Origin of the sequence: Mesotoga sp. BH458_6_3_2_1, assembly GCF_003664995.1 — a bacterium.
GTDB lineage: Bacteria > Thermotogota > Thermotogae > Petrotogales > Kosmotogaceae > Mesotoga.
The window spans coordinates 359,693-375,523 of the sequence record NZ_JFHL01000029.1 but is presented as its reverse complement, the minus strand read 5'-3'; the positions used below and the strand labels follow the sequence as shown (position 1 = coordinate 375,523).

At 46.8% G+C, this 15,831-nt stretch carries 16 protein-coding genes; all 16 read left to right on the top strand.

The features are described 5' to 3' along the window. Positions 1–5 precede the first annotated feature (5 nt). The 16 genes from Y697_RS14370 to Y697_RS14295 all read left to right on the top strand — a co-directional run bounded on the left by Y697_RS14370 (position 6) and on the right by Y697_RS14295 (position 15,818). Positions 6–821 (top strand): zinc dependent phospholipase C family protein, encoded by an 816-nt coding sequence (locus Y697_RS14370; RefSeq protein ID WP_121552480.1) that lies wholly within the window; start codon positions 6–8, stop codon positions 819–821. A 59-nt stretch (positions 822–880) separates the two neighbouring features. Beyond that, positions 881–2,008, top strand: coding sequence for a glucose-1-phosphate adenylyltransferase subunit GlgD (glgD, locus tag Y697_RS14365; protein ID WP_121552479.1), 1,128 nt, complete (start codon positions 881–883; stop codon positions 2,006–2,008). Between the two features lie 14 nt (positions 2,009–2,022). Beyond that, positions 2,023–3,291: a glucose-1-phosphate adenylyltransferase gene (locus tag Y697_RS14360; RefSeq protein ID WP_121552478.1), complete on the top strand. Its 1,269-nt coding sequence runs from the start codon at positions 2,023–2,025 to the stop codon at positions 3,289–3,291. Between the two features lie 34 nt (positions 3,292–3,325). Further along, the gene (locus Y697_RS14355) at positions 3,326–3,604 is read left to right on the top strand and encodes a hypothetical protein (protein WP_259462601.1); all 279 of its coding nucleotides are present in this window, start codon (positions 3,326–3,328) and stop codon (positions 3,602–3,604) included. 12 nt (positions 3,605–3,616) lie between these two features. Further along, a complete protein-coding gene (locus Y697_RS14350; protein WP_121552476.1) occupies positions 3,617–5,074 on the top strand; it encodes a 5'-nucleotidase C-terminal domain-containing protein in 1,458 nt (485 codons plus the stop codon). Positions 5,075–5,243: 169 nt separating this feature from the next. Beyond that, positions 5,244–6,563, top strand: coding sequence for an electron transport complex subunit RsxC (rsxC, locus tag Y697_RS14345; RefSeq protein WP_121552475.1), 1,320 nt, complete (start codon positions 5,244–5,246; stop codon positions 6,561–6,563). Continuing rightward, entirely contained in the window at positions 6,560–7,510 is a 951-nt protein-coding gene (locus tag Y697_RS14340) for an RnfABCDGE type electron transport complex subunit D (protein ID WP_121552474.1), read from the top strand. Before rsxC ends, Y697_RS14340 begins: the two co-directional genes overlap by 4 nt. Further along, complete coding sequence (locus tag Y697_RS14335) at positions 7,503–8,225, top strand: RnfABCDGE type electron transport complex subunit G (RefSeq protein WP_121552473.1); 723 nt, start codon at positions 7,503–7,505, stop codon at positions 8,223–8,225. The genes Y697_RS14340 and Y697_RS14335 overlap by 8 nt, the downstream gene beginning before the upstream one ends. Continuing rightward, entirely contained in the window at positions 8,222–8,836 is a 615-nt protein-coding gene (gene rsxE / locus Y697_RS14330) for an electron transport complex subunit RsxE (RefSeq protein ID WP_121552472.1), read from the top strand. The genes Y697_RS14335 and rsxE overlap by 4 nt, the downstream gene beginning before the upstream one ends. A 13-nt stretch (positions 8,837–8,849) precedes the next feature. Then, positions 8,850–9,431, top strand: coding sequence for an electron transport complex subunit RsxA (rsxA, locus tag Y697_RS14325; RefSeq protein WP_121552471.1), 582 nt, complete (start codon positions 8,850–8,852; stop codon positions 9,429–9,431). Between the two features lie 10 nt (positions 9,432–9,441). Beyond that, positions 9,442–10,134: an RnfABCDGE type electron transport complex subunit B gene (locus tag Y697_RS14320; RefSeq protein ID WP_121552470.1), complete on the top strand. Its 693-nt coding sequence runs from the start codon at positions 9,442–9,444 to the stop codon at positions 10,132–10,134. After that, positions 10,131–11,267, top strand: a complete 1,137-nt coding sequence (gene dxr, locus Y697_RS14315) for a 1-deoxy-D-xylulose-5-phosphate reductoisomerase (RefSeq protein WP_121552469.1) — start codon at positions 10,131–10,133, stop codon at positions 11,265–11,267. Before Y697_RS14320 ends, dxr begins: the two co-directional genes overlap by 4 nt. Next, positions 11,252–12,763, top strand: coding sequence for a site-2 protease family protein (locus Y697_RS14310; RefSeq protein ID WP_121552468.1), 1,512 nt, complete (start codon positions 11,252–11,254; stop codon positions 12,761–12,763). Before dxr ends, Y697_RS14310 begins: the two co-directional genes overlap by 16 nt. After that, positions 12,760–13,803 (top strand): flavodoxin-dependent (E)-4-hydroxy-3-methylbut-2-enyl-diphosphate synthase, encoded by a 1,044-nt coding sequence (gene ispG, locus Y697_RS14305; RefSeq protein ID WP_121552467.1) that lies wholly within the window; start codon positions 12,760–12,762, stop codon positions 13,801–13,803. Before Y697_RS14310 ends, ispG begins: the two co-directional genes overlap by 4 nt. Continuing rightward, positions 13,800–14,732: an L-lactate dehydrogenase gene (locus Y697_RS14300; RefSeq protein WP_121552466.1), complete on the top strand. Its 933-nt coding sequence runs from the start codon at positions 13,800–13,802 to the stop codon at positions 14,730–14,732. The genes ispG and Y697_RS14300 overlap by 4 nt, the downstream gene beginning before the upstream one ends. A gap of 12 nt (positions 14,733–14,744) precedes the next feature. Beyond that, positions 14,745–15,818, top strand: a complete 1,074-nt coding sequence (locus Y697_RS14295; protein ID WP_121552465.1) for a DUF4384 domain-containing protein — start codon at positions 14,745–14,747, stop codon at positions 15,816–15,818. Positions 15,819–15,831: the final 13 nt, after the last annotated feature.

Sequence of the window (15,831 nt, the reverse complement as noted above, 5' to 3'; positions counted from 1 at the left end):
TTTTTTTGCCCGGCTTCTGGACTCACATTATGTATGGAAAAGATGTTTTGGAAGAGATAGGACTCGATCTTGAAGCCGACAAAAGAGAGGAGTTCAATCTTGGGTGCCTCTACACGGATCCCGGGAAGTACTGCTCAAGAGAGGATCCAGAGTTCTCTCTATGGAGGTTCTCTCACACTCTGAGGTGTGATGAATTTGCCAAACTCCTCTGCAGGAAATCGGAAGAGATTTCTCGCTTCTACTCGTTGGGGGTTATCTGCCATTACTTTCTCGACGCAACTGTGAACCATTATATAGTTGCACGTGCAGGAAATGGATATAAGTATCGTCAACTAGAAACAATGATAGACAAAGTGATTCTCAAGAGCAAAGTTGAGGCGGACATTCTCGATCTCGATCCGACTGCCGAGTTCTCTCGGTCTTTGCCGGCAGCACTTGAAGATCTCTACCGAGAGATTTCAACCGAATTCTACGGAATCAAGGGCTGTTCCATCCAGAAGGCTATGGACTCCATGAATCAGTACTTTGCGGGAATCTATGGTCGCTCAAGGTTGGCCCTAATACTTAAGCGTTTTAGTATTAAAGAGGGATCGCCGGAAGAGGCCTTCTTTGAGGACACTCACGTTGATCCTCTAAATCTGGAGATGAAACCCTGGTTTCACAGCATAGCCGGCTGGGAAAGCAAAAAAACTTTCGATGAGCTTTATCGCGAAGCCTTTGACAGTGCTGTTTTGTTCTTGCAGGACTATCTCGACGGTCAAACCGATTTTTCTCTACCCGGGGTATCTCTTATGACAAATTTGCCCCTAATGGAGTACTGAATGACAAATTCGCACAGAAGGGAGGGAGACCGCATCCATATTTGGAATGCGGTGACCATATGAAAGTTCTCGGAATAATTCTTGCAGGAGGGCGAGGAGAGTACCTGAGCTCCCTGACTCAGGTTCGTACAAGCGCTGCGCTACCTGTCTATGGAAAGTACAGGTCGATCGATTTCACACTTAGCAATATGGTCAATGCGGGAGTATCGAAGGTTGGGATAATCACACAGTACAGCCCCAGAAGCCTCATGGATCACATTGGTTCAGGCAAAGAATGGGATCTAGACAGAAAACAGGGAGGGCTCTTCATACTGCAGCCTTATTACTCTCCATATAACCCTTCCATGGGGTACAAAGGAACTGCCGATGCCCTCTTCCAAAACATAAACATACTCAGGAGAGGCAACGAAGACTCTGTTTTGATAGGTTCGGGAGATCACATTTTCAAAACCGACCTGACGAAGATCTTTAGATATCACCTGGACACTGCAGCCGACATAACTGTTCTTACCGGCAATAAGGATGGAGAATGCGGCATGGAAGGGATGGATAGGGTGGTATGCAAGAACGGGAGAATAATCAAGTGGATTGAGAAAGAGAAGGTTACGGAAAACCCAGAAGAAGGTGACTGCGTTGCTCTGGGAATCTACTTCATCAATAAGTTCCTGCTGAGAGAGCTTCTCTACTCTGCTGTTCCAAATGGAGAGAACGAGCTCGTGAAGGGTGTGATTTCTCCAAACCTGTCTTCTCTGAATGTAAGAGAGTACAGATACAACGGTTACTGGCGCGACATAAAGCAGAGTAAGAGATGTTATTTTCGAACGAACCTCGACATTCTCGATCCCAAGATAAGGAGAGAGCTTTTCTACGAAAACGGAAGAGTCTTTACTAAGTTGAAGGATCTTCCACCTCCCAAAATTACCGGAACTGCCTCCATGAATAACTCGGTTATTGCCGACGGGTGCGTAATAGGGGGAAAGATAGAAGATTCGGTCTTGTTCAGGGATACTAGGGTTATGGCCGGAGCGACAGTAAAGAATTCTGTTCTTCTTGAGGGCTGCCTTGTTGAAGAAGGGGCACACATAGAAAATGTGATAATGGACAAGTACTGTACCGTTAGATTGGGAAGAAGTTTCGTTGGTGAAAATGAAGAGCCCACAGTAATCGAAAAACACGGCGTAATTTAAGACGGGGTGATTGTATGGCCAAGAAAGTTGTTGCATTGATACTAGCTGGAGGGCAAGGGACCAGACTTGGGTTGCTTACTGATGAGGTGGCGAAGCCCGCAGTCCCCTTCGGTGGCAAATACAGGATTATTGACTTTGCATTGAGTAACTGCGTCAACTCGGGAATCTACGCAGTCGGCGTACTTACTCAATACAGGCCCCACATTCTCGCCAGACACATTGGAATAGGTCGTCCGTGGGATCTTGACAGAAAGGACGGTGGGGTTGTAATCCTACCTCCCTTTATAGCTCAGGGAGACTCAAACTGGTACAAAGGAACTGCGAATGCCGTCTTTCAGAACATCGATTTCGTAGATGATTTCGACCCAGAACTCGTGGTTATTCTTTCCGGTGATCATATCTACTCCATGGACTACAACGAGATGATAGACTATCACCTCTCAAAGGGAGCGACGGGAACGGTTGCTTGCATGCGTGTTCCGCTGTCCGAGGCCCACAGGTTCGGAATGATGATAACGGATTTCGAAAACAAGATAGTCGACTTCCAGGAGAAACCGAAACAGCCCAAGTCAGATCTTGCTTCCCTGGGAATCTACATCTTCGACTGGAAATTCCTTCGGGAAAGACTTATCCAGGACGAGCAAGACCAAGAAAGCGACAACGACTTCGGAAAGAATATTCTGCCGAAAATCGTCGAAGACAATGCTGGGAGATTGTTCGCTTTCGTTTTCGAGGGTTACTGGAGAGATGTAGGAACCATCGAATCACTCTGGGAAGCCAACATCGAGCTTACTCGACCGATACCGCCACTGAATCTTCACGATCCCTCCTGGAGATTCTATACTCAGACTGAGGAGTATCTGCCCGCATATGTCGGAACCAGTTCTCACGTAAGAAATTCTTTGATAAACGAGGGAGCGGAGATATATGGAAGAGTGGAAAACTCAGTCATTTTCCAGGGAGTTCAAATAGGTGAGGGATCAACAGTTAAGGATTCCGTAATCATGACTAACTCGAAAATCGGCAATGACGTAGTAATAGAAAAGGGCATTGTAGGAGAGGGAACGATTGTGAAAGACGGAGTCGTAATTGGACACGGCGATGAGGTCCCACACGAATCACAACCTCACATTTACGATTCGGGAATTGTGGTTGTCGGATCTGATGTCGTTGTTCCCCAAAACACCAAGATAGGAAAAAACTGTGCGATTCTCAATCATGTGAGAGAGGAGGATTTCACGGGAGATGTGGCCGGAGGTAAGACCATCTCGCCCAAAGGGTAAGGGAGTAGCTTCTTTCACGCTACTAATTGCAATTTTGATAATCTGTACTACGATAGTGACATCCCTGGCTCCACTAGAAACAATTATGGCTGCAAGGCGACTGAGTTCATGGTATTTCAGACTAGCTCTTACTGTGAAATCGCTTTACTTAGCCGAACCAGAAGGAACGAAAGCAAACGGGCTGCAGATTGAGAAAAGTTCGAGAACTGTCTTTTCAAACTGCGCAGAAATAGAGATAATCAATTACCATATAAGTGAAGGAGATAGGTACTTCGATTTCGAGCTAATTGGAGAAATCACCGATATTCCATAAGGAGGTATGAGTATGAAAAAAGTTCTTCTGATTACCCTTCTCTTGGTTATGGCAGTTTTTGTCATGGCCCAGAGACTAACGATTGTTCATATCAACGACACACATGGTCACATCTGGCCTGAAGGTGAGTACGGTGGGCTCGCGGCTGTAGCTACACTGATAAATCAGGTGCGGGCAGAGAATCCCAACACCATATTCCTGCATGCCGGGGATATTAATACAGGTGTTCCTGAATCAGATCTGCAGGATGCGGCTCCCGATATAGTTGCTCTCAATCTTATGAAGCTTGAAGCAATGGCAATCGGTAACCACGAATTTGACAACGATGCATCCGTACTCGCAAAACAGATGGAAATTGCCAACTTCCCGTTCCTCAGCGCAAACATCTATAAAGATGGAGAACCCGCTTTCCAGGAATACGTAATCAAGGAAGTCGCTGGAATAAAGGTCGCCATCGTCGGCTTCACCGCTCAGGAAACAGAGATTCTTGAGTACCTCTACGCTAAGGATTACGAGTGGAAGGACGTAATAGAAGTAGCAAAGGAGATCATTCCCGAGCTTGAAGCTCAGGCAGACGTAATAATTGCGCTCACCCACATGGGAAGCAACCCCGTTCTTGTCGGCCCTAATTCCTGGGAGCTTGCAAAAGCAGTTGACGGAATTGACGTTATAGTCGACGGCCACAGCCATACTTTCTATGAAAGACCTGAGATAATAAACGAGACAATAATAGTATCTGCAGGAGAATGGGCAAAGAATCTCGGCAAGCTTGAACTCGAAATCGTTGATGGTACGGTTATCTTCGTTTCCTTCAGGAATCTCCCTGTTATCGCCGAAGAGATCGAACCTGATTTCGCCGTAGCCACTGTTCTGGATTACTTCAAGAAGGCCGGCGGGGAGGCTCTCAATATCGTTGTAGGAGAAACGACGATAAAACTCGAGGGCGACAGAGGGGTAGTCAGGGCTCAGGATACAAACCTCGGCTACTTGATCTGCGATGCAATGGTTTGGAAGTCCGGAGCAAATATAGCGATAAGCAACTCGGGAGGAATCAGAGCATCCATAGAGGCTGGTCCAATCACATACCGTGACATTCTTACAGTACTCCCATTTGGAAACACTCTGTACGTTGTAGACGTACCTGGAACATCTCTTAGGGAAGTTCTTCAGTTCACTGCGACTCGTGAAGCTGGTCAGGGCGCCATGCCTCAGGTAAGTGGAGTAACTTATGTAATAGAGAATGGTGAGGCCAAGGATATTCTTGTGAACGGAGCACCCATTGATGACAATAAGGTTTACAAGGTAGCTACAAATAACTATCTTGCCTCCGGCGGTGATGGTTATGAGGCCCTTGCTGGACTCTCTGGTTACGACACGGGATTCGTGCTGGCCGATGTAGTGGTTGAGTTCGTTGGAGAGATCAGCCCGATAACAGGTTATCAGGACAGCGGTAGAATCACCAGGAAATAGTTTTAATTTTCGTTAAGACTCAAACAATGTAATATAATAGGAGCGGAGCGATCCGCTCCTTTTGTTTTGACAAATTCACGAACTCGTTTGAAGTCGTAGTTACTTTCTTGTTATTCGGGATCCCAGAAAGGCAAACATCTATTGATTAAGGTTGAGAGGTGATAACTAAATGAGGTTGCCTACCTTCAGAGGAGGGGTGCACCCGCCGGAGAAAAAGGAACTGTCTCAGGATTCTCATCTGAGCGTTCTTCCACTTCCAGAAAGGGTTTATGTATTTCTTGCGAACCACGCCGGTATTCCAGCCAAACCTGTTGTTGATGTTGGTGACAGGGTCAAGACCGGTCAACTGATAGCTGAGTCCGGAGGTTTTATTTCTGCGAATCTTCATTCTCCTCTGACAGGCGAAGTCAAGGAAATCGCGAAATATTTCCATCCAACGCTTTCGAAGCCGGACGACGCGATAGTTATTGAGAGATCCGGTGACGATGAATGGGAGTTACTCCAACCTGCTAAACCCTACGATCAGTTTGAACCGGAAGAAATCGTCCAAAGGATAAAGGATGCGGGCATCGTTGGGCTTGGTGGAGCAATGTTTCCAACAAGCGTCAAGCTTTCCCCGCCTAAGGAAAAGAAGATTGATCTTCTCGTTATTAATGGAGCAGAGTGTGAACCTTATCTGACGATAGATTACAGGTACATGCTTGAACGTTCCGAGGGATTGGTCAGAGGGGTTCTTGCGATTATGAGAGCTCTCAAAGTGAAAGATGCGATTATTGGCATTGAAGATAATAAGCCAAAGGCCATAGAAAGGATGAAAGAGGCCACTAAGTCGACATCGATACAGGTGAAGACACTGAAAACCAAGTATCCACAGGGTGCTGAGAAGCAACTCATCTATGCCCTGACGAAGCGAAAGGTTCCTTCGGGCGGGCTTCCTTTGGATGTGGGAGTCGTGGTTGATAACATAGGCACTGCCTATGCTATCTATGAAGCCGTTGAGCTTGGACATCCTCTCGTCGAAAGAGGAGTTACGATAACCGGAGAGGGTATTAGAAAACCCCTAAACGTCGTCTCAAGAATCGGAGTCATGGCAGAAGAGCTAATTGGTCATGGGGGAGGAGCCCAAGAAACAGTTGAGAGAGCCCTATTCGGTGGCCCCATGATGGGAATCACGGTTCCGAAGACAGACGTTCCCACTGTGAAAGGCACTTCTGGAATCACTCTGTTGCTTAAGAGCGAACCTCTTGAAGAGTTCCCTTGTATCAGATGCGGCAAATGTACATTCGTCTGTCCCATGAATCTCCAACCTTTTCTACTAAACCTCTACGGAACAAATAGGTTGTACGATGCACAAGTGGAAAATGGCCTGATGGACTGCATAGAATGTGGGAGTTGTTCCTTTGCCTGTCCGGCCAATATCGATCTGGTCAAGAATTTCAAACTGCATAAAAGGGTCTATCGAAGTCTGAAGGGAGGTGCGAAGAAGTGAAACTGTCAATGATGGCAGCACCTCACTTGCGATCTGAAGATAATGTTAGGAAGATAATGCTGGATGTTCTGATCGCACTTTCTCCTGCAGCAGTTTGGGCCGTTGTCTCGTTCGGCTTGAAAGCACTCATACTGATACTTGTCTGTACAGTCGGCGCGGAGGCTCTCGACTTCTTTGTAATGAGATTCGTGAGGCACAAGAAGACCTTCAAACCTGACCTTAGCGGTTCGGTCACAGGACTGTTGCTTGCACTGAATCTTTCAGTTGCTGTTGTTTGGTGGCAGGCCCTGATAGGTATCTTCGTCGCAATTGTAATTGCGAAGTCGGTCTTTGGTGGTCTAGGAAAGAATTTCTTCAATCCCGCACTAGTCGGAAGGGTCTTTCTTCTAATCTCGTTCCCCGTTCAAATGACAACATGGTTCAGTCCTTTTGACATGCAGACCACCGCCACTCCAATGGCTATTCTTAAACAGGGAGCACCAAGAGTCTTCTCTTTGCAAGAGATGTTCCTGGGAACTATTCCCGGCTCCATAGGAGAGGTGAGCGCGCTGTTGCTTCTTCTCGGTTTTGGATGGTTGCTACTGAGAAGAAGAGTTTCACCCTTCATACCTATTGCATACGTAGGAACTGTTGCAATAATGGCGGCAATCTTCTACGCCGCAAATCCCGGTTTTGGCTCGCCGCTGTACCACATTTTTGGAGGCGGTCTGATGTTGGGAGCTCTATTCATGGCTACTGACATGGTAACTAGTCCAATGTCGATCAAGGGGCATCTGGTCTTTGGAGTTGGCTGTGGGGTTGTTACCATGATAATTAGATTGTTTGGTGGCTATCCGGAAGGCGTATCATTTGCGATTCTTATCATGAACGCATTCGTGCCGCTCATAGATATGGGAACCAAGCCCAAGATATTCGGGAAACCAAAGAAGGTGAAGAGCAATGCGTGATTACTTAAAGACCGGCATTACTCTGATGGTTATTACTATAATCGCGGCTTTAGTCCTTTCTGTGGTCTACACCATTGTTGAAGAGCCGATCGCAAACGCGGAACTTGGCGCAAAACTCGCCGCTATTCGAAATGTTCTTACCGATGCGGATTCGGGAGAACTTCTGATCGCTGAAGAGAGTATCCCCGAAACCGCAAGCGAACTCGCAGAGTTTGAATGGTTCCCAGAGGGATTCACCGCTTCAGAAGGAATAATCTATCAGGCTGTCGACTCTCAGGGAAGAGTAGAAAGCCCTGCATACAAGTTCTTGAAAGATGATGGCAGCGAGGTTTTTGTGGCTATCGGCATAGCAGTCGGTTACGGCGGCGATGTCAAGTCGATGGCGGCCTTCGTAAAGGACTCGGATGGAGTACATCTGAATGGGATTAAGGTTCTTGAATACTCACAAGAGACTCCGGGCCTCGGAGCCAACATCGCAAACGACAGTGTACAGAAGAGGTTTTATCCGATCGACAGTCAAGGACTCCAGAAGAGCATAAAAGTTGACAAAGATGCAGGAGTAACCCCTATCGGAGATCAAATAGACATTAGAAAGAGGGAAGACGGGATAGTCACCGTAAGCGATGTGATGACCGGGGCAACGATAACTCCGAGAGCCGTTGCATTCTCGCTCAATGCTATCTCAGAGTTCCTGGAAAAGGCAGGTGTTAGATGATGGCTGAATCGAAGTTCTCGGTTCTCACAAATGGAATCTTGAAGCAGAACCCGATCTTCATTCAGGTTCTTGGCATGTGTCCTACTCTTGCTACAACAACAAGCGCCGAGAATGGATTGGGGATGGGACTCGCAACGACTGCGGTTCTGGCAATGTCGAACATCACGATCTCCCTTGTCAGGAAGCTCATTCCCGACAAGATAAGAATTCCCGCATATATTGTCATAATCGCTTCCTTTGTCACAATGATTGACATGTTGATGCACGGTTTCGTTTACGATCTATGGAAGACTCTGGGCCTATTCATTCCACTTATTGTTGTGAACTGCATAATCCTTGGAAGAGCAGAGGCCTATGCTTCCAAGAACAATGTCCTAAGATCTTTCTTGGATGGTCTTGGCATGGGGTTGGGTTTTACTGCTTCCCTAGTGTTGCTCGGTTCTGTAAGAGAATTTCTCGGAAACGGATCTATTTTCAATTACCATCTTTCCGACGTTAAAATGTTCGCTATGATACTCCCTCCAGGTGCATTCATTGCTCTGGGCATGCTCGCCGCTTTCTTCAATTATCTGGGAATAAGGCGCAGCAAAGCTAAAAAGGCAGCAAAATGAGGAGGGGTGACTGATGGCTACTAGACTGGTTTTTATATTTCTTTCAGCGATTCTTATAAACAATTTCGTGCTTTCGAGATTTCTCGGAATCTGTCCTTTCCTAGGTGTCTCCAAGAAGATTGATACTGCGGTAGGAATGAGCATAGCCGTTACATTCGTCATGATCATGGCCTCGATTATCACATGGCTTCTGAACATTCTTCTCGATATGCTCAGCATTCCCTTTTTGAGAACTATCGTGTTCATTCTAATTATTGCAACACTGGTGCAGTTTGTCGAGATCTTTCTGAAGAAGACAAGTCCCGCGCTTTACGATGCACTTGGAATATTTCTCCCCCTCATCACGACAAATTGTGCGATTCTCGGTCTTGCACTACTCAATGTTCAGCAGAACTACACGCTGCTCGAGACGATAGTGAATTCTGCAGGTGCTGGACTTGGCTTTGCTCTGGCCCTCATTCTTTTTTCAACGATTAGAGAGAGGATGGAACTTTCCGAAATTCCCGAACCTTTCAGAGGAACTGCCATTGCACTGATTACTGCCGGTTTACTCTCGATGGCCTTCATGGGTTTTCAAGGCCTAGTAAAACTGTGAGGCGATGTGTATGACAGTAGTCTATTCAGTTCTGTTTATGGCAGTACTGGGCATAGGAGCAGGTGTCTTTCTAGCTTTCGCCTCCGCGAAGTTTGCAGTCAAGAAGGATCCAAGAATCACGCTCATCGAAGCTTCTTTACCAGGCGTTAACTGTGGCGCCTGTGGTTTCCCCGGTTGCTCGGCTTTTGCAAAGGCTATTGCCGAAGAAAAAGCCCCGCTGGACGGGTGTGTTCCCGGCAAGCGGTCCGGCGTTCCCGAAAAACTGAAGCTAATAATGGAGACGGACGTCGACAAACTCACCGCTCTCTTTGAAGAGACAGAGGAAGATGCGGAAAAGACACTGGAAAAACTGATCGCCACATCCGGAAGGGAAGTGAAAGCAGCACCGCCCAAGCCCAAAAGGCCAACCCAAGAAGAAATCGAAAGCTACAGGGACAAGCTCAAGGAGAATCCCAGAGCAACTGTGGTCTTTGCCGTTCTGCCCAATATAAACTGTGGTGTATGTGGTTCTCCAGGATGTGCTGCCTTTGCCCTGAAGGTTGCCGGCAAGGAAGAGAACGCAGATAAATGCGTACCGGGAAAGAGACAGAACGTGCCCGAAAAGGTCGCAAAGATTATGGAACTTTCTCAATCAGAGATTCAAAAGATAATTGAAGATACTTCTGGAGAACCAGCTGAGATAAAGAAGAAGTTTGAGTCATGAAAAAGCGGTTGGCTGTTCTTGGTTCTACTGGATCTATAGGATCACAGACACTCGAAATAGTAGATAAGATTGAACAAATCGAAATTGTGGCCATTTCCTGTGGCCACAATTTCTCCTCTTTCTCTAAGCAACTTTCGAAATACCATCCCAAATTCGCCGCCGCTCTTGAAAGAAACGAAAATCTAGTCGATTCCTTTCCAGGAACAACATTTTTCCACGGCGAAGAGGGAATCGAAACAATGCTCGAGAAGTCACGACCCGATTATGTGCTGCTTGCCGTTAGCGGAGCGGCAGGACTGAGATTCAGCCTTAGGGCGGCTGAAGTCAGCAGCAGACTATGTCTTGCGAACAAAGAGTCTATCGTGTGTGGAGGAAACCTGCTTCTTAAAAAATGTGCTAGAGAAGAAGTTGAACTGATCCCTGTCGACTCGGAGCACAGCGGCCTTTTTCAGCTTCTTGACGGTACTGTTCGTCCAGAGAGAATCATAATAACCGCATCTGGCGGTGCCCTACGAGATTGGCCGAAAGAAAAGATTCACCAGGCAAGCCCTGAAGATGTCATGAAGCACCCTGTTTGGTCGATGGGAAACAGGATAACCGTTGATAGCGCTTCAATGGTAAACAAAGGACTTGAAGTCATTGAAGCGAAATATCTCTTTGGCTTCGAGTCGAGTGAAATAGATACTTACATATGTAGAAACAGCTTTGTTCATGCCGGTGTTGTGTACAATGATGGCGTTGTGAAACTCCATGTGGGTCGCCCGGACATGCGAATTCCGATTTCGTATTCTCTGACTTATCCTGCGCGCCATGATCTTTTAGGAGAAGAGAGGATAGTCGGCATTCCAATTGTTCTGGAGGAACTGCAGCAAGATAGATTTCCCGCTCTCACCCTTGCGAGAGAGATTTGTGGAACTGTCAGCAAGCAGATCGCTTACAATGCAGCAGATGAAATAGCAGTCGATGCTTTCGTGAAGGGTAGGATACCTTTTGGGAGCATTTACAATATAATTGAAAGGACGGTCGCAGGTACCGATGATCAAAACCCGACCGATTACAGTCAAATAATCGAGATTGACGGCTTTGCAAGAAGACGGGCAAAAGAAGAGGTGAATAGATGGTATTGTCAATAATATATTTTCTTCTCATTCTGACGGGGATAGTTGTGGTGCATGAATTGGGGCATTACCTATTTTCCAGGCTTTTCGGAGTGAGAGTGATTGAATTTGCTATTGGAATGGGTCCCAAACTGTGGTCGAAGAAGGGAAAGAATACTACTTTTAGAATAAATGCATTCCCAATTGGCGGCTATGTTAGACCTGCTGGAGAGGATCTCGACAACATAGATTCTTCCGTTCCCGCTAATGAGCAGATTCAGAATAAACCGGCCTGGCAGCGATTCATCATCTATTTTTCAGGCCCGGCTTTCTCTTTACTTCTGGGTTTTTTGTTGCTCTCCCTCGTTGCCGTGGTTTGGGGTTTTCAGGAAGTAAGAATCGACAAAGTCGAGCCCGGCTCGCCCGCTGCGATATCCGGAATGATGCCCGGTGACAGAATAGTCAATGTAAATGGAAAGACTTTAATAGACAACACCAGGCTCAGTGAAGCTGTTGCAGCAGGCGATAGGATAGATCTTGTTGTGCTTAGGGATGGTAAAGAAGTTGAAGTCACTCTTCTGCCCGAATTGCTTCCCCAGGAGGCCTTCATTGTCATCGGCAACACTACGGGTGAACCCGGTGAAGTCCTGTCCTCTATCAACGGCGCAGCCTTTAACGGAGACTACGTTGGATATGCCGGTGTGCTTTCACCCGAAAGCACTGTAAGACTTGGTTTTTCTGATGGAACGACCCTCGCTGGCACGCTCCTGACTTATTCGCCAACAGAGGAACGCTACGCGATGGGAATATACTATGCAAATTTCAAACCCTTATTGGCAAACGATTTTGGTCAGTTCAGGGAGGGCGATCTCCTGCTAGCGGTCAATGGGATGAAGACCGATACAAGTTATGATCTAACGACCATGAGTCAGCTACTCTCCTTGAAATCAAACGAGCTGCTCATTCAGTTAACCGGCAAGGAAACTACCTTGGCAAAGCATGGCTTTCCAGAGGAATTCGTTGTTTCCATAGAACGCGAAGGTCAGACAATTGAATTAACTGTGAGCAAGAACGAGATGATTGCCCTCGTCGGTGAAGCAGGGGCTTTCGCTCAGGGTAGCGACTATTGGTATCCCGACAGCGCTTTCGAGGCGGTAGGTCTGGGTATTCAGTGGGCAAACAACCTGCTGTTCACTATGGTTAAGGTTGTCGGTAGTCTCTTCACTGGTGGGGCAAATATCAACGAGTTTACCGGCCCAATAGGACTAGTGACAATAGTAGATCAAGCTGTGAGTCTAGGTCTGAGAATTGTACTCTTTTTTGCTGGATTCATTTCATTGAACCTTGGAGTGATAAATCTGATACCCTTTCCAGCACTTGACGGGGGCAGGATGCTTTTGGCATTACTCGAGATGATAACCAGAAGGAGACTAGATCCGAAGATTGAAGGCTTGATAAACGTAATTGGGTTTATGATACTGATGGGTTTCATGATTTACATAACATTCATTGACATAGGTAGGTGGCTATGAGCAAGGCAGTTCAAGTCGGCTTCGTGCTGATTGGCGGAGGAAATCCAGTCACGGTTCAATCAATGACAAACACCAAGACTTCAAACATCTCTGCCACTGTAGACCAGATTCAGAAGCTTACGAATGCCGGTTGCGACCTTGTCAGGGTCTCAGTTCCCGATCAGGAATCCGCGGAAGCTCTTAAAGAAATCTCTTCATTGAGCAGAATACCTGTGATTGCAGACATTCACTTTGATCACAGGCTTGCCATTGAATCGATAAGAAACGGTGCTGCGAAAGTGCGGATAAACCCAGGGAACATCGGACAGGAATGGAAAGTCATAGAGACGGTCAAAGTTGCTCGAGAATATGGTGTTCCGATCAGAGTCGGTGCGAATTCCGGTTCCCTTGATAGAAATTTCAGTGCATATGATAGACCAGTCGCTCTTGCAGAAAGCGCTCTTGCTCAGGTAAGAATCCTCGAGGGCGCAGGATTCGAGGACATTGTGATTTCTCTTAAGTCTTCATCGGTATCAGAGACTGTGAGTGCGAATGAATACCTGTACGAGAAGACCGACTATCCGCTTCACCTTGGTGTTACAGAGGCGGGTTTTGGGCTTGATTCAACCGTGAAGTCTTCTATTGGTATTGGCACACTCTTGCTTAAAGGCATTGGAGACACCATAAGAGTATCGATGTCGGGTGACCCGGTTCAGGAAATAGAGGTTGGATTGAGCGTTCTCAAGTCGCTGGGGCTGAGAAGGGGTGTCAATGTTATCTCCTGTCCAACCTGTGCAAGAACTGAAATAGATGTTGAAGCTCTTGCCAGAAAAGTCAAGAACTGGGTAGGAAATGTAGATGCCGACCTTTCGGTTGCGGTAATGGGCTGTGTAGTTAACGGAATTGGCGAGGGTAGTGAGGCAGACATTGGGATCGCTGGAACGGCCTCGGGCGGAGTCATATTCGTCAGAGGCGAGATCGTGGAGAAAGTGGGAGGCGAGAACCTCGAAGCTAGATTCCGACATTGGTTTGATGAACTCTTGTCGGGAGGTGATAGATGAAAGTCACAATAATTGGAGCCGGAATGGTAGGTTCGTCAATTGCATATGCGACAATGATAAAAGGCATCGCAAGAGAGATAGCGCTTGTTGATATAAATACAGAACTTGCGGTGGGTCAGGCTATGGACCTAAGTCATGGAAACGCGTATGTGAGACCGGTGACAATCTCCGGTGGAAATTACGATGTGTCGGCAGATTCCGATGTTGTGGTTATTACCGCCGGAAGGCCTCAAAAGGAGGGCGAGAGTCGCCTGCAGCTATTGAGGGACAATTCTGAGATTGTCGAAAATGCGGTTAAAGAATCTCTTTCATTCAGCAAGGAGCCTGTTATCCTTGTGGTGTCAAATCCGGTGGACGTGCTCACATGGGTTGCGTGGAAGACGTCAGGCTTCCCGAGAAACAGGGTAATAGGTTCGGGGACTACTCTGGATACGGCAAGGCTCAGACAGAGTATAGCCGATCACTGCGAGCTTGACCCCAGAAACGTTCATGCATATGTAATGGGTGAGCACGGCGATAGCGAGATAGTCAACTGGTCGAACGCAGATATTGCAGGCATTCCGCTTAGTGATTTCTGCAGCAGCTGCAATAGAAATTGTAGTGGCAGTCTCTTCGAGAAGTTGTTTGAACAGACCAAGAATGCTGCCTATAGAATAATTGAGAAGAAAGGTTCTACTTACTACGGAATCGGACTGGCTGTGTCTAAAGTACTTTCAACTATTCTGAACAATCAGCGCTCTGTTCTCACCGTGTCATCGGTTCACGAGGAATTTGAAGGATTGAGAGACGTACCTTTCAGTGTTCCCACAATTCTTGGTCGAAATGGCGTAGAAAGAGTTTTGAGAATCGGTCTTTCAGAAAAAGAGATTGAGGGACTCTATAGGTCAGTAGGTATTATAGCCAGTGCAGTAGAAAGCCTTAGGAAGTGAGGAGGGATTAGCGTGAAAAGAGTTTTGCTTCTTGCAATCGTAATTCTAAGTGTCTCCGTATTTGCCACCTCGGTTTCGTACGATCCTCAGGGACTGATGTTCATGAGCAGACCGGGAGCAAGTATCAACGTGAACGTGAGTTTGAACAAAGGGATGGGATCAACTTACTATGGCGGTGAATCTCTGGGACTATCTTTCTCTGTCGACAGAAGCGCGTATGTAGCCGTTCTAGACATCGATCCGTCAGGGCAGATTCAAGTGCTCTTCCCCAATGTCTACGACCAGGACAATTACGTTCAGGGAGGAAGGACCTATACTTTGCCGACCGATAAGGCAACGACAAAGTACAATCTGCAGATCCAGTCTCAAAGAGGAAGAGAAACAATCGTGGTTGTCGCTTCTTCTTCTCCGCTGAACTTTCTTGGAAACGTGTTCTCCTTGTTTGACAGATACCCTTTCCCTTACTTAAGCCAGAACATAAACAACCTTTCTGTTGTAATTGATCCCGTGTTCACCACGAGCTGGGGAATGGGTTACACATACTTCTATAATAGCTATGTGCCTTTTACTGTAAGGACAACAATCAGGGCAGACAGAAACGATGCTAACGTATACGTCGATGGAATCTTCATGGGAAAGTCGCCGGTAACAACGACTCTGGAAACCGGGACTCACACAGTCTATTTATACACAGACAGAAATCTTGTTTACGGTCCTTCGACCATTAACGTACAACCTGGTTCGAGCGATTTCCAGTTCTCTCTGTTGCCTAACTACATTTACGGTTATCTAGAAGTAACATCGATTCCCAACGGCCAGGTTTATGTCGATGGACAATATGCTGGCGATACACCCTACAGAGACTTTGAAAAGGTCGGAAGCCATACTGTGACTGTCTCAAAATGGGGCTACCACGACGCAAAGCAAAACGTCTATGTCAACAGAGACATGGCGACTTCAGTCGATCTAAGGCTCACCGAAAAGACCGAAGAGGAGAAGCAAACGGACAACATAATTCTCTTCTCGATAATCGGTGTTCTGGTCGCAGGAATTGTCATTGCAATAGTTCTTGGCGTTTCCAACTAAGAGTGTCCCGAGA

Coding starts and splice junctions, on each gene's coding strand:
- glgD (WP_121552479.1), top strand. CDS start 881: ATGAAAGTTCTCGGAATAATTCTTGCAGGAGGGCGAGGAGAGTACCTG.
- Y697_RS14360 (WP_121552478.1), top strand. CDS start 2,023: ATGGCCAAGAAAGTTGTTGCATTGATACTAGCTGGAGGGCAAGGGACC.
- Y697_RS14350 (WP_121552476.1), top strand. CDS start 3,617: ATGAAAAAAGTTCTTCTGATTACCCTTCTCTTGGTTATGGCAGTTTTT.
- rsxC (WP_121552475.1), top strand. CDS start 5,244: ATGAGGTTGCCTACCTTCAGAGGAGGGGTGCACCCGCCGGAGAAAAAG.
- Y697_RS14335 (WP_121552473.1), top strand. CDS start 7,503: ATGCGTGATTACTTAAAGACCGGCATTACTCTGATGGTTATTACTATA.
- rsxE (WP_121552472.1), top strand. CDS start 8,222: ATGATGGCTGAATCGAAGTTCTCGGTTCTCACAAATGGAATCTTGAAG.
- rsxA (WP_121552471.1), top strand. CDS start 8,850: ATGGCTACTAGACTGGTTTTTATATTTCTTTCAGCGATTCTTATAAAC.
- Y697_RS14320 (WP_121552470.1), top strand. CDS start 9,442: ATGACAGTAGTCTATTCAGTTCTGTTTATGGCAGTACTGGGCATAGGA.
- dxr (WP_121552469.1), top strand. CDS start 10,131: ATGAAAAAGCGGTTGGCTGTTCTTGGTTCTACTGGATCTATAGGATCA.
- Y697_RS14310 (WP_121552468.1), top strand. CDS start 11,252: ATGGTATTGTCAATAATATATTTTCTTCTCATTCTGACGGGGATAGTT.
- ispG (WP_121552467.1), top strand. CDS start 12,760: ATGAGCAAGGCAGTTCAAGTCGGCTTCGTGCTGATTGGCGGAGGAAAT.
- Y697_RS14300 (WP_121552466.1), top strand. CDS start 13,800: ATGAAAGTCACAATAATTGGAGCCGGAATGGTAGGTTCGTCAATTGCA.